Source organism: Mycolicibacterium chlorophenolicum (genome assembly GCF_001044235.1).
Lineage (GTDB): Bacteria > Actinomycetota > Actinomycetes > Mycobacteriales > Mycobacteriaceae > Mycobacterium > Mycobacterium chlorophenolicum.
The window spans coordinates 31,553-47,047 of the sequence record NZ_JYNL01000011.1; the positions used below are offsets into that span (position 1 = coordinate 31,553).

The 15,495-nt window shown below is 70.2% G+C and carries 16 protein-coding genes; 9 read left to right on the forward strand and 7 right to left on the reverse strand.

Annotation, left to right across the window (positions count from 1 at the left end; all coding sequences use genetic code 11):
* Positions 1-279: 279 nt before the first annotated feature.
* Genes MCHLDSM_RS06510 through MCHLDSM_RS37025 form a run of 3 tightly spaced genes read right to left on the reverse strand, consistent with a single transcriptional unit; the run spans position 280 to position 2,416 of the window.
* On the reverse strand, positions 280-633 hold the full coding sequence (locus tag MCHLDSM_RS06510) for a helix-turn-helix transcriptional regulator (RefSeq protein ID WP_048469437.1): 354 nt from the start codon (positions 631-633) through the stop codon (positions 280-282).
* Between the two features lie 40 nt (positions 634-673).
* The gene (locus MCHLDSM_RS06515; protein WP_048469419.1) at positions 674-1,615 is read right to left on the reverse strand and encodes a TerC family protein; all 942 of its coding nucleotides are present in this window, start codon (positions 1,613-1,615) and stop codon (positions 674-676) included.
* Between the two features lie 15 nt (positions 1,616-1,630).
* Entirely contained in the window at positions 1,631-2,416 is a 786-nt protein-coding gene (locus MCHLDSM_RS37025; RefSeq protein WP_131722609.1) for a DUF6671 family protein, read from the reverse strand.
* Positions 2,417-2,491: 75 nt separating this feature from the next.
* Between MCHLDSM_RS37025 and MCHLDSM_RS06525 the strand changes: the two genes are divergently transcribed.
* Genes MCHLDSM_RS06525 through MCHLDSM_RS06540 form a run of 4 tightly spaced genes read left to right on the forward strand, consistent with a single transcriptional unit; the run spans position 2,492 to position 7,390 of the window.
* Positions 2,492-3,916: a proton-conducting transporter transmembrane domain-containing protein gene (locus tag MCHLDSM_RS06525; protein ID WP_053082927.1), complete on the forward strand. Its 1,425-nt coding sequence runs from the start codon at positions 2,492-2,494 to the stop codon at positions 3,914-3,916.
* Positions 3,913-6,459: a DUF2309 domain-containing protein gene (locus MCHLDSM_RS06530; protein ID WP_048469420.1), complete on the forward strand. Its 2,547-nt coding sequence runs from the start codon at positions 3,913-3,915 to the stop codon at positions 6,457-6,459. Before MCHLDSM_RS06525 ends, MCHLDSM_RS06530 begins: the two co-directional genes overlap by 4 nt.
* The gene (locus MCHLDSM_RS06535; protein ID WP_048469421.1) at positions 6,456-6,776 is read left to right on the forward strand and encodes a P-II family nitrogen regulator; all 321 of its coding nucleotides are present in this window, start codon (positions 6,456-6,458) and stop codon (positions 6,774-6,776) included. The genes MCHLDSM_RS06530 and MCHLDSM_RS06535 overlap by 4 nt, the downstream gene beginning before the upstream one ends.
* 26 nt (positions 6,777-6,802) lie before the next feature.
* Positions 6,803-7,390 (forward strand): carbonic anhydrase, encoded by a 588-nt coding sequence (locus MCHLDSM_RS06540; protein ID WP_053082928.1) that lies wholly within the window; start codon positions 6,803-6,805, stop codon positions 7,388-7,390.
* A 15-nt stretch (positions 7,391-7,405) separates the two neighbouring features.
* Here the strand turns inward: MCHLDSM_RS06540 and MCHLDSM_RS06545 are convergent, their stop codons facing one another.
* Positions 7,406-7,762, reverse strand: a complete 357-nt coding sequence (locus MCHLDSM_RS06545; RefSeq protein WP_048469422.1) for a hypothetical protein — start codon at positions 7,760-7,762, stop codon at positions 7,406-7,408.
* A 70-nt stretch (positions 7,763-7,832) separates the two neighbouring features.
* On the opposite strand from MCHLDSM_RS06545, the gene MCHLDSM_RS06550 reads away from it, so the two are divergent.
* Entirely contained in the window at positions 7,833-8,393 is a 561-nt protein-coding gene (locus MCHLDSM_RS06550) for a restriction endonuclease (protein WP_060937701.1), read from the forward strand.
* On the opposite strand, the gene lat is transcribed toward MCHLDSM_RS06550, so the two are convergent.
* Together lat and MCHLDSM_RS06560 are read right to left on the reverse strand one after the other, a co-directional pair.
* On the reverse strand, positions 8,362-9,711 hold the full coding sequence (gene lat / locus MCHLDSM_RS06555; RefSeq protein WP_048469424.1) for an L-lysine 6-transaminase: 1,350 nt from the start codon (positions 9,709-9,711) through the stop codon (positions 8,362-8,364). The genes MCHLDSM_RS06550 and lat overlap by 32 nt on opposite strands.
* Positions 9,712-9,760: 49 nt before the next feature.
* Positions 9,761-10,231, reverse strand: coding sequence for an Lrp/AsnC family transcriptional regulator (locus tag MCHLDSM_RS06560; RefSeq protein ID WP_048416577.1), 471 nt, complete (start codon positions 10,229-10,231; stop codon positions 9,761-9,763).
* A 32-nt stretch (positions 10,232-10,263) separates the two neighbouring features.
* Here MCHLDSM_RS06560 and hglS point away from each other — a divergent pair, with 32 nt between their 5' ends.
* The 3 genes from hglS to MCHLDSM_RS06575 all read left to right on the forward strand — a co-directional run bounded on the left by hglS (position 10,264) and on the right by MCHLDSM_RS06575 (position 13,941).
* Entirely contained in the window at positions 10,264-11,493 is a 1,230-nt protein-coding gene (hglS, locus tag MCHLDSM_RS06565; protein WP_082168774.1) for a 2-oxoadipate dioxygenase/decarboxylase, read from the forward strand.
* The gene (gene amaB, locus MCHLDSM_RS06570) at positions 11,490-13,034 is read left to right on the forward strand and encodes an L-piperidine-6-carboxylate dehydrogenase (protein ID WP_048469426.1); all 1,545 of its coding nucleotides are present in this window, start codon (positions 11,490-11,492) and stop codon (positions 13,032-13,034) included. The genes hglS and amaB overlap by 4 nt, the downstream gene beginning before the upstream one ends.
* 97 nt (positions 13,035-13,131) lie before the next feature.
* Entirely contained in the window at positions 13,132-13,941 is an 810-nt protein-coding gene (locus tag MCHLDSM_RS06575) for an SDR family oxidoreductase (protein WP_048469427.1), read from the forward strand.
* 12 nt (positions 13,942-13,953) lie between these two features.
* Here MCHLDSM_RS06575 and MCHLDSM_RS06580 read toward each other — a convergent pair whose 3' ends face one another.
* Positions 13,954-14,313 carry a carboxymuconolactone decarboxylase family protein gene (locus MCHLDSM_RS06580; RefSeq protein ID WP_048469428.1) on the reverse strand — a complete coding sequence of 120 codons (360 nt, stop codon included), beginning with the start codon at positions 14,311-14,313 and terminating at the stop codon, positions 13,954-13,956.
* A gap of 86 nt (positions 14,314-14,399) precedes the next feature.
* Between MCHLDSM_RS06580 and MCHLDSM_RS06585 the strand changes: the two genes are divergently transcribed.
* Positions 14,400-15,083, forward strand: coding sequence for a Crp/Fnr family transcriptional regulator (locus tag MCHLDSM_RS06585; protein ID WP_053082929.1), 684 nt, complete (start codon positions 14,400-14,402; stop codon positions 15,081-15,083).
* The last annotated feature ends 412 nt before the right edge of the window (positions 15,084-15,495 follow it).

Here is a 15,495-nt window from a genome sequence, read left to right on the forward strand (position 1 = left end):
CACCGTCGGCCCGACTCGGCGCAGGTCCCTGTCCCCACCCCTATGCACGAGGTTGCCGCCATGGTCGCGCACCCTCGCCGTCGGGGCAATGTCGGCATGAGGGTCGGGACCAGGTGGGACGAACCCCGCGCTCCGCCTGACATGTCCACGTTCCGCCACAACCGTCACGGCAATGTCGACCCAAGGGGCGAGAACAGGTGGGGCGAACCCGAACCCTGCCCGGCCACTGTGGCGCACAACCCTCAGGGCAACCTCGACGCTAGGGCCGAGGACAGGCGGTCAGCTCAGGGCGGCGATGAGTTCGCCGACGCTGTGCGCCGACTCGAGCGGGTGGCGCAGCCGCCCCGCCGGGTTGACGGTGTAGTTGTTCCGCCGGCCCACTTTGGACTTCTTCAGATAACCGTCGGCGATCAGATCGGCGAGGATCGCCTGCACCGATCGCTCGGTGATCCCGATCAGCACGCTCAATTCGCGGGCCGTCAGCGACTCCCCCTGCGCCAGGCACAGCAGCACGTGCGCGTGGTTGGTCAGGAACGTCCACGTGCGCGTGGGCGAACCGGCCGCCTTCAGGGCTGCGCGGGCAGGCGCCTTCTTCGGCGCCGCCTTTGCTGTGCTCTTCCGTGTCGCGGCCATCCGGGCCAGCATAAGTTATTCGTGTAGTGCATTTCCGCAATCAGCGTGCGTCGTGCACCTCGCGCGTCGCCACCAGGCTCCACACGATCGACACGGTGAGGGTCACGACGATGACGCTCATCGTCAACGGGATCGGCAGCTTGCCCACCGGCGTCTCCGACAGGATCAGCTTCACCCCGGCGAAAGCGAGCAGCAACGCCAACCCGTAGTGCAGATGACGGAATCGCCGCAGCAGCCCCGACAGGCAGAAGTACAGACTGCGCAACCCCAGCACCGCGAACGCATTCGCCGTCCACACGATGAACGTGCTCGTGGTGATCGCGAGCACCGCCGCCACCGAGTCGATCGCGAAGATCAGATCCGTGGCCTCCACGGCGACCAGCACCACGAACAGCAGCGTCGCGACGCGCTTTCCGTCGATCCGGGTGAACAGCCGGTCCCCGTGATACTGCGCGTCGATCGGCACCACCCGCCGGATCAGTCGCACCAGCAGGTTCTTGTCCGGCTGCATCTCCTTATCGTGCTGGAACGCCATCTTGTACGCCGTGTAGATCAGGAACACGCCGAACACGTAAGCGGTCCAGAAGAACGTCTTCAACAACTCCGCCCCGACGAAGATGAACACCAACCGGAACAGCAACGCACCGACGACCCCCCAGAACAGCACCTTGTGCTGATAGCGGTCCGGGACGGCGAAATACGTGAAGATCAACGCGAACACGAACACGTTGTCCACCGACAACGCCTTCTCGATCAGATAGCCGGCGTAATAGGTGCCCGCGACTTCGCCGCCGTAGATCCACCACAGCACGACACCGAAGCCCAGACCCGCACCCACCCACACCGCCGACCACACCGCCGCTTCCCGGAAGCCGATCACGTGATTGTCCCGGTGCAGGAACAGATCCAGAGCCAGCATCGCGGCGATGGCGACAGTCAACGCCACCCACCCCCACAGAGGAACCACCACAGCAGACGTCATCAACACTCCTCGTCGTCAGGGATTGCAGTACTCGCACCGGCCGGGATCCGCTCCGGCCGAGGCGTTTCGAACAGTGCTCCGGTAGGCACACGCACAGCACGCGTGCTCGTCGTAGAGCGGCAGACTCGTCGGCGATCCGCACGCCCTGCACGGCAGACCCGCCGTGCTGCCCACCCGTCCGAAACCCGGTGAGCCGCAGTCGGGGCACGGCGTCGCCAACCGGTGCGCCAACCGGTATCCCAAGCGTGCCAACGCCCGTTGCCGCGGCGGGTTGTGATGCGCGCGCAAGTCGGGCTCCACCACCGCCACCCCGTCCCCGGCGTGCCGGACCGCGCCCGCAACCGCCGCGCGCAGGCACGCAATGTCGTTGACACCCTTGACAATGCCGTCACGCGAATCCGACGGCCGTACGATCACCGCCTGCGCCGACAACGCATCCGTCACCGACCCGGGCAACTCCTCGACCGATCGAACGCAGTGGCTGACCGCGTACTCCGCAACTTCCCAATGTGTTTCATAAACCTCGATGCCACGCACGTCGTCCAGGAAGACCAGGATCTCCTTGTGCCCGGCCGGGCTGTAACTGGCCTCGCTCGCCATGCCATGCCGCAGGCCGGTGACGCACATTCCCAGCCGCGCCTTGCGACGCGCCGTCTCCAACGCCGATGCCGTCCGCGGAACCTCTCCGGAGAACGTGCCGAACAGATCGGTGTCGAGATCGTCGGGAACCACCAGCCGCGCACCGAGAACGTCGGCGAACGCCGGCGCGAGCTGGTGCTGCTTGAGATGGCGTGTGCCCACCGCCACTACGACACCGAGATACGGTTTTATTACGAAGCTTGACACGCGATCCACAATACACGTAATTTACTTCGCATGTTGGACGCGATTGCGACACCCGCTCTGCTGGCGCTGATCATCGCCCCTCTGGTGGTGGCGGTGGTGGCCGCCGCGATGGGGCGCCGCGCACCGGTCTTCGTCGCGCGGCTCGGCACCGCGACTGCAGCCGCCGGCCTGCTCATCGCGATCGCCGGCCTGCCCTCGGCCACCGATCACCTCGCCGCGGCCCTCCTGCTGCTGATCTTCGGTGTCAGCGCGATCGCCCAGGGTTTCGCGGTGCGCTACCTCGCCGGCGACTCGCGCGCGGCCTGGTTCACCTGCGGCGCATCACTTCTCACCAGCGCATCCACGGTGATGGCCTCCGCGACGACGATGATCGGGCTGGCGATCGGCTGGACCGCGGTCGGTCTGGTGCTGTGTCTGCTGCTCGGCACCTACCGCGAACTGCCCGCCGCACGCGACGGTGTCCGCCGCACCGCACTGGCCTTCTGCATCGGCGACGGCGCGCTGTGGGCAGCCGTCGGCCTGCACCACCTCGACGCCGACGCGCTCGCGCCGATCATCGCGGTGCTCATCGTGATCGCCGCACTCTCACGCTCCGCGCAGATCCCCTTCCACCGCTGGCTGCCCGCCACGCTCGCCGCGCCCACACCGGTGTCGGCCCTCCTGCACGCCGGGGTGGTCAACGGCGGCGGCGTGCTGCTGGTCAAACTCAGCGGGCTCTCCAGCCCACTGGCCGCCGGCATCGTCATCGCCGCCGGTACCGCCTCGATGGCCTACGGCGCGGTCCTCATGCTGGTCAAGCCGGACATCAAAGGCGCGCTGGCCTACTCGACGATGGCCCAGATGGGCTTCATGATGCTCACCTGCGGGCTGGGGTTGTGGGCCGCCGCGGTGATCCACCTGATCGGCCACGGCTTCTACAAGGCGACGCTGTTCCTCTCCTCGGGCACGGCCGTCGCCCGGCACCAGCGCCACCACGCACTCGCCCCACCCCCGGGTCTGACACGCCCGCGCCGGTGGACCATCGCGACCACGGCCGCGCTACTGCCGCTCAGCGCCCTCGCCATCGGCGCGGCCGTGATGCCGACCTGGGCCGAAGGCCACGCCGCCGAACTCGCCCTGTTGGTCTTCGCCTGGGTGACCGGGGCCGCCGCGACCTGGGGCTGGCTGCGCCGGCAACCCACGCTCGCCGGTGCCGTCGGCGCCGCGGCGGTCCTGCTACCCGCAGCGGTCACCTATGTGGCGGTGATCAGCGCGGTCAGCCGCTACCTCGCACCGGCCCTGCCCGCCTCCACCGTGTCCCCGGCCACGATCTGGGCGGTGATCGCCGGAGCCCTCGCGGTGCTCGGAGCCCTGGCGGCCCTGCGGGCATCGCCGGCAGCGCGCGGCCTGCAGCGCACGCTCTACACCCACGCGATCAGCGCCGGGACCCTTCACCCGACAGGAGCACACCGATGACACCGACGGACATCGCCTCCCAGCGCGCCCGGCTGCGCAGCGACATCCGGCTCGCCGCCCGCGCGCTGCCCACGCACTACCCGCTCGGCACCTTCATCGCGGTCAACCCGCTGGCCGGTCTGCAGACCATGCCCTTCGAACAGGCCGTGCGGCGCGCGAGCGACGTGTACGGGATGCGCGGCACCCTGCCCGAAGTGGTCTTCCGGGCGCTGTACCGGCAGGGCCGCATCACCGACACCGACTTGGACGCGGTGCTGATGCGGCGCCACCCGAACCTGGCCGACGAGCCGGAGCTGCAGCTGGCCGGCCGCACCGTGACGGCGATCGAACTGCTGCGCGCCGACCTGCTGCACGGCCAGACCGCCCCGGAACCGCTGCGGCGCTTCACCACTCACGCCGAACGGGTCTCTTCGCGGCTCGCCGCCGACATCGACGCGCACGCCGCCACCTGGTGTGCGGCATTCCTCGGCGGCGGCAGCTGGCCGATGCCCGGCCGCGCCGACGGGTTCTACCCCGCCTGGCGCGAGCTGGCCCGCACCGACCGCACCCTGCCGCGCGCGGTCCGTAAGCGGCTGCGCGCCAACGCCGAGCGCGCCGACGACGCCGTGCTGCAGGCGCTCGACGCGCTCGGTATCGGCGACGACGACCGCGTCATCTACCTGCAGGCCCACCTGACCCGGCTGCCCGGCTGGGCCGCCCACATCCACTGGGGCACCGACCGCGGAGCAGGCATCGACCTGCTGCAGTACCTGGCGATGCGGCTGAGCTACGAAGCCGCCTTCGTGCCGGAGCCGCCCGACGCGCCGGTCGCCGAGCCACCGCGGCCCGCGACCCCCACCGCGAGGGAGCGCGCGGCCCACCTGCTGAGGGTCTGGGACACCGACATCGTCTCGGAGGACGAACTCGCGACGGCCGCACGCATTCTCGCAGCACTACCGCTCGCCGCGCGGGAGATGGTGTGGCAGCAGGCCTTCGAGAGCCACTACCAGGACCATCTGCTCACGGCACTGGAGACCACACAGGCGAAGGCGGCCGGGCCGGTCCACACCCAGCTGGTCACCTGCATCGACACCCGCTCGGAGGGGCTGCGCCGGCATCTGGAGAACCGCGGCGGCTACCAGACCTACGGATTCGCCGGGTTCTTCGCGGTCGCGATCCGCTACACCGGTCTGCTCGGCGGAGATCCGGCCGACCTGTGCCCGGTGCTGATCTCCCCCAACCACGACGTCACTGAGGAACCGGCCGACAGCCGCGGCGCCGACCGGCAGATCAGCGGCGCCACCGGCCTGGCCGCGGCCGAGACCGCGTTCCACACCGCCAAGCAATCACTCACAGGTCCCTTCACCCTCGCCGAGGCCGCCGGTTGGCTCGCTGCACCGCTCGCGGCAGCCAAAACCGCGGCTCCCGCCACCGTCGGCACGCTTCGTCACCGTCTGCGCGATCTCATCGCGCCGCCGGCGGCGACCGTGCTGGCGGTGGCCGGGATGCCGCGCAGCGAGCGAGTGTTGTTCGCCCAGGCCCTCTTCCAGTCGATCGGCCTGGTCCGCGGCTTCGGTCGCCTGCTGGTGCTCTGCGGGCACCACAGCACCACCGAGAACAACCCGTACCAGGCCTCGCTGGACTGCGGGGCCTGCGGCGGACAGGGCGGCGGCCCCAACGCCCGGACGGCGGCGCTGATCCTCAACGACCCCGAGGTGCGTGAGGACCTCCGCGGGTCCGGGATCGACATCCCCGCCGACACCCTCGTCGTCGCCGCGGTGCACGACACCACCACCGACCGGGTCACGGTGCTCGACGACCACCTGATCCCGGCCAGTCACCGCGCCGACATCGACCGGCTCACCGCCGATCTCGCGCAGGCGGGTGATGCGCTGGCGGCCGAACGGTGCGCCGACCTGCCCGGCGCACCCCGCCGGCGCTCCCCCGCGAAGGCGGCGCGCCATGTCGCGGCACGCTCGCTGGACTGGGCGCAGGTGTATCCCGAATGGGGGCTGGCCGGCAACGCCGCTTTCATCATCGCCCCGCGCGATGTCACCGCGGGGATCGACCTGCAGCGGCGGGCGTTCCTGCACTCCTACGACGCGGACGTCGACGCCGACGGCACCGCGCTGGAGACCATCATGACCGCGCCGCTGGTGGTCGCACAGTGGATCAACTGCCAGTACTACTTCTCCACGGTGGCCCCGGACGCCTTCGGGGCCGGCACCAAGACGATCCACAACGTGGTCGGCGACGCGGGCGTCCTCGCCGGGCATGTCGGCGATCTGCGCCTCGGCCTGCCGAAGCAGTCGATCAGGTTCGGCGACAGACTGATTCACGAGCCGCAGCGACTACTGGCGATCATCCAAGCCCCGCTCTCGCGCATCGACACGGTGATCGAGCGCAACCCCCTGCTGCAACAGCTGTTCGACAACGACTGGGTGGCCGTCGCCGCGCGCGAGGACACCCACGACAGCTGGCGCCGCTGGACCCGCAGCGGATGGCGCAACTGGCACGAAACCGACCGTCCCACAACCACTCACACCAAGGAGATGATCCGATGACACCCACGCTCACCCGGATGACGAAGGTCGAGGTCGTCGTCTCCGGACAGGACGCGGCGGCGGTGCGCGAACTGATCGCCGGCGTCGGCGCCACCGGCTACACCAGCGTGTCCGGGGTGTCCGGCCTGGGCCACCACGGCTACCACCAGGGCCGGCTGCTGTTCAACCAGCAGGCCACGCTGGAACTGATCATCACCGTGGTGCCCGACGACAAGGTCGAGGCGCTGCTGGCCGGACTGCGCCGGTTCCTCGACGCCTCCCCCGGTGTGCTGTTCGTGACCGAGACCTACGTCAGCCGTCCCGAGTACTTCAGCTGAAGACCCTTCGAAAGGAAATGAGTGACATGACCACTGACATGCCTGACGCGACGACGACCTGGCAGCGACTGCGGGCCGGCATCTCCCACCCCACCGACAAACCCGTCGCCGCGGTGTTCCGCTGCGCCGACGCCGGCATCAGCAGCGAGACGGTGTTCAACCAGCCCGCCGGCGCGCTGCTCGACGTCAGCACCTGGGGTCACGCAGTGGACACCAGCGTGCTGGCCAGCATCGAGTACGCGGTGGAGACCCTCGAGGTCCCACTGGTGGTGGTGCTCGGCCACGACGACTGCCCCGCCATGCGGGCCGCACTGCGCGCCTGGGAGCAGGCGCAACTACCCGACGGCGCGATGCGCACCGCGGTCGAGCACGCGCTGCTGTCGGTGGTGCGTCGCGGCGCCGCGGGCGACTCGGTGGAGTCGGTCACCTCCGCGCACATCGTCGAGACCGGACTGGGGTTGATGCAGCGGTCGCCGGCGCTGGCCCGAAAGGTCGACCGCCGGGAGTGCGGAATCGTCTGCGCGACCTTCTCTCCGGGGGACCAGGAGATCAGCGTGCACGCCACCCTCGGTGCGGTCGGCGAGACGAACGGTGTTCTCGTGGAGTGTGTCTGAGCGGCCGAGGCGGGTTCAGGGCAGGGCGACCACGACGCTGACGGCCATCAGGACGAGCAGCGTCCACCCGGCGCCCTGCCACGCCCACCAGGCGGGCGCCTCGCGCCGGACCCGGGCGCCGCGCAGCAACGACCACGCGGCGCCGGCCAGCAGGATCAGCGGCGCACCCGCCGCGGCGCCGGCACGCTGCGGCGCACCGCACGCCAGCGCGTCGACCGTCGAACCCGTGCAGGTGCTCATCCACAACGAGGCGGTGATCAGGAACAGCAGACCGGCCGCCGCGAAACCCAGTCCGGCGCGCACGGCGTCGCGCACACCGTGGTCGTCGTAATCGACGCCGTGCCGGCTCCGGTGGCCTGACAGGTCCGTCATGCGATCGTGACTTCCCGGACACCCCCGCGGGTAAACGTGGTGTGTCGGGGTGCGCCCCTACGATCCGGGTGTGAGCTGGACACGCTGGCGACTGGCGATGGCGCTGGGCGTCGCCGCGGGCGCCTGCGCGTATCTGCTCGGGGTGCCGGGCTGGTGGTGCGTGGTGCTCGCGGCGGTCACACCGCTGCTGCCGCGCTTCCTGACCGCGATCGTCGTCGGCGCGGCCACCCCGGGTGAGCGGGAGCGGGCCGTGCGGGACGAGATGTCGGGCACCGAGTTCGAGGACTACGTCGCGCGGATCGCACGCTCGGTCGGCGTGCCGGTGATCATGACGCCGCTGTCCGGGGACTGGGGCGTCGACCTCATCGTCGGCCACCGGCCGCACCGCCTGGCCGTGCAGTGCAAGCGTCAGTCACGGCCGGTCGGGACGGGCGCGGTGCAGGAGGTGGTGGCCGGCGCCCCGATGCAGGACTGCACCCGCACCATGGTCGTCACCAACCACCAATTCACCCCTGCCGCACGCAAACTGGCGGAACTGCACGGGTGCGCGCTGGTCGGCGGCGCCGAACTGCCGAGACTGCGCTCGACGATCCGCCGGCTCACCCAGCCGATCGAACCGACATCGACCTGAGCACCGCGCTGACCGCGTCGACCGCCGTGTCGATCTCGTCGCGCGACACCGTCAGCGCGGGCCGGAACCGCACACTGTCGGGTCCGCAGCCGAGCATGATCACCCCGGCGTCCCACAGCCGGGCCACCAGCGTGTCGCGCAGCGCGGCACTGGGCATGCTGAACGCGCACATCAGCCCGCGGCCGCGCACGTCGTGCACCAAGGTTGGGAACGCGGCGGCCAGCTCGTCGAGCCGGTCACGCAGGTAGCGGCCGTTGTCGGCGGCGCGCTCGAACAGGCCGTCGGCCTCGATCACCTCGAGGATGCGGCGTGAGCGCACCATGTCGACCAGGTTGCCGCCCCACGTCGAGTTGATGCGCGAGCTGACCGCGAACACGTTGTCGGGCACCTCGTCGACCCGGCCGCCGGCCATCACGCCGCACACCTGGGTCTTCTTGCCGAACGCGACGACGTCGGGCATCACCCCGAGTTGCTGGTAGGCCCAAGCGGTTCCGGTGATGCCGCAGCCGGTCTGCACCTCGTCGAAGATCAGCAGCGCGTCGAACTCGTCGCACAGCGCGCGCATCGCGGCGAAGAACTGCGGGCGGATGTGCCGGTCACCTCCCTCACCCTGGATCGGCTCGGCGATGAAGCACGCGATGTCGTGGGGAGCGGCTTCGAACGCGGCGCGGGCCTGGCGCAGCGACTCGGCTTCGAGTGCCTCGACATCGGCACCCGACCGCAGGTACGGCGCGTCGATGCGCGGCCAGTCGAACTTGGGGAACCGGGCGACCTTGTTCGGGTCGGTGTTGGTCAGCGACATCGTGTAGCCGCTGCGGCCGTGGAACGCGCCGCGCAGGTGCAGCACCTTGGTGCCGAGTTCCGGGCTGCGGCCCTGCGCCTCGTTGAGCCGGCTCTTCCAGTCGAACGCGACCTTGAGCGCGTTCTCGACGGCCAGCGCGCCGCCGTCGACGAAGAACAGGTGCGGCAACGCGGGGTCGCCGAGGACGCGCGCGAAGGTGTCGACGAAGCGCGCCATCGGGACGCTGTAGACGTCGGAGTTGCTCGGCTTGTTCAGCGCGGCGGCGGTCAGCTCGGCGCGGAACTCCTCGTCACCGGCCAGCGCCGGATGGTTCATGCCGAGCGCCGAGGACGCGAAGAACGTGAACATGTCGAGGTAGCCACGACCGGTACGGGCGTCGACCAGATACGAGCCGTGCGAGCGCTCGATGTCGAGAACCAGGTCCAGGCCGTCGGCCAGGATGCTGCGGGCCAGCACGGGGCGGACGTCGGCGGGGGTGAGCGCATTCTGGACGCGCGCCGGCAGAACATCAGTCATACGGGCATCCTAACGGAATATTTACCGTCAAAGCCACTTTTGACCGCTACTACTCCGGTATGTACCGTCTGTCGCTGTAGAATTTATGTAAGATGATCGTGCTGCGGGTCTTCACGTCGGCCGCGGTGCGGATCCGCTGCAGCAGACCTTCCAGCGCCCGCGCCGACGCCACGTGCACCAACAGGACGTAGCTGTCCTCCCCGGCCACCGAATAGCAGGACTCGATTTCGGGGATGTGCTCGAGCCGGGCAGGCGCATCATCGGGTTGAGACGGATCGAGAGGAGTGATGGCGACGAACGCCGAGAGCATGTTGCCGACGGACTCCGGGTTGATCCGGGCCGTGTACCCGGTGACCACGCCGCGCGACTCCAGCCGGCGCACCCGCGACTGCACCGCCGACACCGACAGCCCCGCCGTCGCGGCCAGCTGTGCCAGCGTGGCGCGCCCGTCGGCGACCAGTTCACGCACCAGCACGCGATCGATGTCGTCGAGCGGCGGGCATTCCTCGGGGCCGGTCATGGCCGCACTGTATCGGAAGGGGGCATGCGTACGTGTCCATCACTGAAACCTGGCGATTACGGGCGCAATTCGCGGCCGGGTTGGCGGCGATGTACGGCGCCGAGGTCCCCGCCTACCACACCCTGGTCGAGGTCAGCTCCGAGGTGAACCGCGGCGTCGTCGCCGCCGACGGCGAGGCCGTGCGGCTCGGCTCGCTGGACCGGGTCACCGCCGAACGGCACGGAGCGATCCGCGTCGGCACCGCCGAGGAACTCGCCGACGTCGCCGACCTGTTCTCCGCGTTCGGCATGTACCCCGTCGGGTACTACGACCTGCGCGAGGCCGCCTCCCCGGTCCCGGTGGTCTCCACGGCATTCCGTCCGATCGACCCGGAGGAGTTGGCGCGCAACCCCTTCCGTGTGTTCACCTCGATCCTGGCCTCAGCCGACCGGCGGTTCTTCTCCGACGACCTGCGCGCGCGGGTGGCGGCCTTCCTCGAGACGCGCCGGCTGTTCGACCCCGCGCTGATCGCGGCGGCGCGGCGCATCGCCGCCGACGGCGGATGCCCCACAACGGAGGCCGACGACTTCGTCGCCGCCTCCGTGTCGGCGTTCGCGCTGTCGCGCGAGCCGATCGACCGGGGCTGGTACGACGAACTCTCCGCGGTCTCCGCGGTGGCCGCCGACATCGCCGGCGTGCGCTCCACCCACATCAACCACCTGACCCCGCGGGTGCTCGACATCGACGCGCTGCAGCGCGGGATGACCGCCCGCGGCATCACGATGATCGACCACATCCAGGGCCCGCCGCGCACCGACGGCCCGCAGGTGCTGTTGCGGCAGACCTCGTTTCGGGCGCTCACCGAGCCGCGCCGGTTCCGGCTGGCCGACGGTTCCGTGGTGGACGGGACGCTGCGGGTGCGCTTCGGCGAGGTCGAGCAGCGCGGGGTTGCCCTGACCCCGCTTGGCCGGCAGCGTTACGACGCGGCGATGGCGTGCCCCGATCCGGCCGCGGTGTGGGATCAGCACTTCCCCGCGACCGACGCCGAGATGGCGGCCTCCGGGCTGGCCTACTACCACGACGGCGATCCGGCGAGACCCGTTGTGTACGAGGACTTCCTGCCCGCGTCGGCGGCCGGCATCTTCCGCTCCAACCTCGACGGCGACTCCCCCGCCGCCGAGGGCGCCGATGACACCTCCTACAGCCAGGACTGGATGGCCGGCCGGATCGGCCATCACATTCACGACCCGTACGACCTCTACGAGAAAGTCGCGTGCTCATGACCACCGTTGTGACGTCCCCCCTGCCCACCTCCGACGCGCTGCGCACCCGCGTACGCGAGGCGATGACCGCCGTCGGCGCGCAGGTGCCGCTCGGCGACCCGAACGCCGGCGGCGTCACCGCCAGCTCGCCGATCAACGGCGACGTGCTGTTCACCGTCGCGGAGTCGACCCCCGATCAGGTCGACGCGGCGATCGCCGCGGCCGCCGAGGCGTTCGCCACGTGGCGGACCACGCCGGCGCCGGTGCGCGGCGCGCTGGTCGCCCGGCTCGGTCAGCTGCTCGTCGAGCACAAGGAGGAGATGGCGTCGCTGGTGACCATCGAGGCGGGCAAGATCACCTCCGAGGCGCTGGGCGAAGTGCAGGAGATGATCGACATCTGCGAGTTCGCCGTGGGACTGTCCCGGCAGCTCTACGGCAAGACGATCGCCTCCGAGCGGCCGGGACACCGGCTGATGGAGACCTGGCATCCGCTGGGCGTGGTCGGCGTCATCACCGCGTTCAACTTCCCCGTCGCGGTGTGGGCGTGGAACACCGCGGTCGCGCTGGTCTGCGGTGACACGGTGGTGTGGAAGCCGTCCGAGCTGACCCCGCTGACCGCGATCGCCTGCCACGCGCTGCTGGCCCGCGCGTGCGCCGACGTCGGCGCCCCCGAAGGCGTTTCGCAGCTGGTGCAGGGTGGCCGCGAGGTCGGCGAGCGGCTGGTCGAGGACCATCGCGTCGCGCTGCTCTCGGCGACCGGCTCGGTGCGGATGGGCCGGCAGATCGGCCCGCGGGTGGCGCAGCGCTTCGGCAAGGCGCTGCTCGAACTCGGCGGCAACAACGCCGCGGTGGTGACACCGTCGGCCGACCTGGACCTCGCGGTGCGCGGCATCGTGTTCTCCGCGGCCGGCACGGCCGGTCAGCGCTGCACGACGCTGCGCCGGCTGATCGTGCACTCCTCGATCGCCGACGAGCTGGTGTCCCGGATCGTGTCGGCGTACGCCCAGCTGCCGGTCGGCGACCCGTCGGCCGACGGCACACTGGTGGGCCCGCTGATCCACGAGACCTCCTACCGCGACATGGTCGGCGCGCTGCAGCAGGCCGCCGCCGAGGGTGGCACGGTGGTCGGCGGCGAGCGCGTGGACGTCGGTGACGAGGGCGCGTTCTACGTGCGTCCCGCGGTGGTGCGGATGCCCGCGCAGAGCGAGGTGGTGCACCTCGAGACGTTCGCGCCGATCCTCTACGTGATGACCTACGAGACGCTCGACGAGGCGATCGCGATGAACAACGCGGTGCCGCAGGGACTTTCGTCGGCGATCTTCACGCTCGACGTCCGCGAGGCGGAGCGTTTCCTGGCCGCCGACGGATCGGACTGCGGGATCGCCAACGTCAACATCGGCACGTCCGGCGCCGAGATCGGCGGGGCGTTCGGTGGTGAGAAGGAGACCGGCGGCGGCCGCGAATCCGGCTCGGACGCGTGGAAGGCGTACATGCGGCGCGCCACCAACACGGTGAACTACTCCTCGGAACTCCCGCTGGCCCAGGGCGTCCACTTCGGCTAGGAAGCCCCCTCCCCTCTCCGCCCGACAGTGCGTGTCTGCGGCCGACACGCCGCCCCAGACCGGGAGTTCACGCACGCTCACGGTCGACAATCAGCGCATGGAATTGGACGGCAAGGTCGCGATCGTCACGGGCGCAGGCTCAGGAATCGGGGCGGCGATCGCCGACGGTCTCGCGCAGCGCGGAGTGCGGGTGGTCGTCGGCGACCTCGACGAGCAGAACGCGCACGCGACAGCGGAGGCGATCCGCTCGGCCGGGGGCCAGGCGGTGGCGCTGCGGGCGGACGCCGCCGACGTGGTCGACATCGAAGGCATGATCACGCTGGCCAGCCGGGAGTTCGATCCGGTCGACATCTACGTCGCCAATGCCGGCGTCATGGGGGCCCCGGGCCTGGGGTCCGAAGCCGACTGGGACGTCATCCTCGACGTGAACCTGCGCGCGCACATCCGAGCGGCGAGACTGGTTGTCCCGCACTGGCAGTCGCGGGGCTCGGGGTACTTCGTGGCGGTGGCGTCGGCGGCGGGACTGCTGACGCAACTCGGTGCGGCCGGATACGCGGTGAGCAAGCATGCGGCGGTCGGGTTCGCCGAGTGGCTGGCCATCACCTACGGCGACGACGGCATCGGTGTCAGCTGTGTGTGCCCGCTCGGGGTGGAAACACCGCTGCTGCAGGCGGTCCGGAGCACCGACGATCCCGATGGCCGGCTCGGCGCGTCGTCGGTCGAGCAGTCTGCCTCGGTGATCAGCGCGGCCGACGTCGCGACCGCGACGATCGAGGCGATGCTCGCCGACCGGTTCATGGTGCTGCCCCACGCCGAGCTGCTGGGGATGTACCGGCACAAGGGCGGCGACTACGACCGCTGGATCTCCGGGATGCGGCGCTACCAGCGGACGCTGCGCGCGCTCTGACCGGCGGCGAGCCTATCCGACGCCGTCTCCGACGAACTCGCAGAACGCCGAGTACGCCCGTGCCCCGTAGATGGTCGCCGGGCCGCCGTGCATCATGATCGTCACGCCGATCGCCTCGGCCGCCTCCGCTGAGGTGGCCCCGGCACGCGCCGCCGACCGCGCGTGCGAGGCGATACACCCGTCGCAGCCGTGCACGATCCCGATCGTCATCGCCATCAGCTCCTTGACCTTCTGACTCAAGGCACCGTCGACGAGCGCCGCCTCGCTCAACGCGGCGAACCCCTTGTAGACGTCCGGGATCATCTGCCGCAGCGCGCGATGCTGCGGCCGCAGGTCGTTCAGAACGTCGTGATGATGCCCATGGTCGTCCATGCCGAGAGTCTGAGGCCCATTGACGCAGGCGACGAGGGCCGAAAGGCCCTTATGCGGCAGGGGCCCCGTTCGTAGCGTCGTGAACCATGAAGGGCCGTCTCGACCGTGCGCAGCTGCGCGAGCTCGACCGGTTGAACGCCGACGTGATGTTCGGAGAGTCGACCGTGATCTTCGGTGAAGGTGATCCCGGCGATCACATGCTCGTCATCCGCAGCGGCCACGTCCGCGTCTCACGCCGCAGCCACGACGGCCGCGACTTCCTGATGGCCGTGCTCGGCCCCGGCGACGTGCTCGGTGAACTCGCCGTCTTCGATCCCGGGCCGCGCACCAGCACGGCGACCGCACTGTCCCGGGTGATCGCCACCAAGGTGCCGCGGCAGCTGCTGCGCGCCGTGCTCACCGACGATCCGCAGTGGTGCTGGCTGCTGCTCGAACGGCTGACCGAGCGCCTCGACGACGTGGAGGCGCAGCTGGTGGGCTTCGCGTCGACCGGGGTCGCCGGCCGGATCGCCGGACAGCTCGTGCACCTCGCGTCGCGCTTCGACACCCGCAGTGACGGCACCGTGCACATCGCCTGCGGGCTGCACAACGACGACCTCACCCAGCTGGCCGGCGCCGGGCACACCTCCGGCACCGACGCGCTCGCGGCCTTCGTCGCCAACGGCTGGATCACCCTCGACGACCACGGGGTGACGATCCGCGACCTCGCCGCGCTACGGCGCTGCGCGCGGCAGGCCGATGCGCTGATCGCCGTGCACCGCCCCGCCTGACCAGAACAGACGATTCGTAAGAAACCCGTAACGACCAGCGCATCGTGTGCGCGGCGACCGTGCCGGGTGAGCCACTTCTCGCAAACAGCCCACCGGTCAGCACCTGCATGTCGTCCCCGTCCCCGCACACGCCGGCAAACACCGACTGCCGGCAGGGGTGGCGGTCGCGCCGTCGTCGGCGGCGCCCGCGCCGCCCAGCACACCCGCGGGAGCGTCGATTCGCCGCTGGTCAGCCGCTTTCTTTCGCCCGGGCGGGGCACGCGCCGCGTGTAATCTCCGAACTCTGGACGGCCGCTTCCGGCCTTCGAGGAAAGGACTCTCAATGAAGAAGTCAAGCCGCGGCGGTGACCGGGGGTGAATCAGGTTGCCAGGTCCGGTTGTCACGGATGAGGGCGTAGAGAACGTTGGTGCG

Bases quoted from the DNA above. Each gene is read 5' to 3' on its own strand.
- lat (WP_048469424.1), bottom strand. From the start codon at position 9,711: ATGACTGATGTTCTGCCGGCGCGCGTCCAGAATGCGCTCACCCCCGCC.
- MCHLDSM_RS06515 (WP_048469419.1), bottom strand. From the start codon at position 1,615: ATGACGTCTGCTGTGGTGGTTCCTCTGTGGGGGTGGGTGGCGTTGACT.
- MCHLDSM_RS06540 (WP_053082928.1), top strand. From the start codon at position 6,803: ATGACCACTGACATGCCTGACGCGACGACGACCTGGCAGCGACTGCGG.
- MCHLDSM_RS06585 (WP_053082929.1), top strand. From the start codon at position 14,400: ATGAAGGGCCGTCTCGACCGTGCGCAGCTGCGCGAGCTCGACCGGTTG.
- MCHLDSM_RS06545 (WP_048469422.1), bottom strand. From the start codon at position 7,762: ATGACGGACCTGTCAGGCCACCGGAGCCGGCACGGCGTCGATTACGAC.
- MCHLDSM_RS06560 (WP_048416577.1), bottom strand. From the start codon at position 10,231: ATGACCGGCCCCGAGGAATGCCCGCCGCTCGACGACATCGATCGCGTG.
- MCHLDSM_RS06530 (WP_048469420.1), top strand. From the start codon at position 3,913: ATGACACCGACGGACATCGCCTCCCAGCGCGCCCGGCTGCGCAGCGAC.
- MCHLDSM_RS06510 (WP_048469437.1), bottom strand. From the start codon at position 633: ATGGCCGCGACACGGAAGAGCACAGCAAAGGCGGCGCCGAAGAAGGCG.
- MCHLDSM_RS06580 (WP_048469428.1), bottom strand. From the start codon at position 14,313: ATGGACGACCATGGGCATCATCACGACGTTCTGAACGACCTGCGGCCG.
- amaB (WP_048469426.1), top strand. From the start codon at position 11,490: ATGACCACCGTTGTGACGTCCCCCCTGCCCACCTCCGACGCGCTGCGC.
- MCHLDSM_RS06525 (WP_053082927.1), top strand. From the start codon at position 2,492: ATGTTGGACGCGATTGCGACACCCGCTCTGCTGGCGCTGATCATCGCC.
- MCHLDSM_RS06535 (WP_048469421.1), top strand. From the start codon at position 6,456: ATGACACCCACGCTCACCCGGATGACGAAGGTCGAGGTCGTCGTCTCC.
- MCHLDSM_RS06575 (WP_048469427.1), top strand. From the start codon at position 13,132: ATGGAATTGGACGGCAAGGTCGCGATCGTCACGGGCGCAGGCTCAGGA.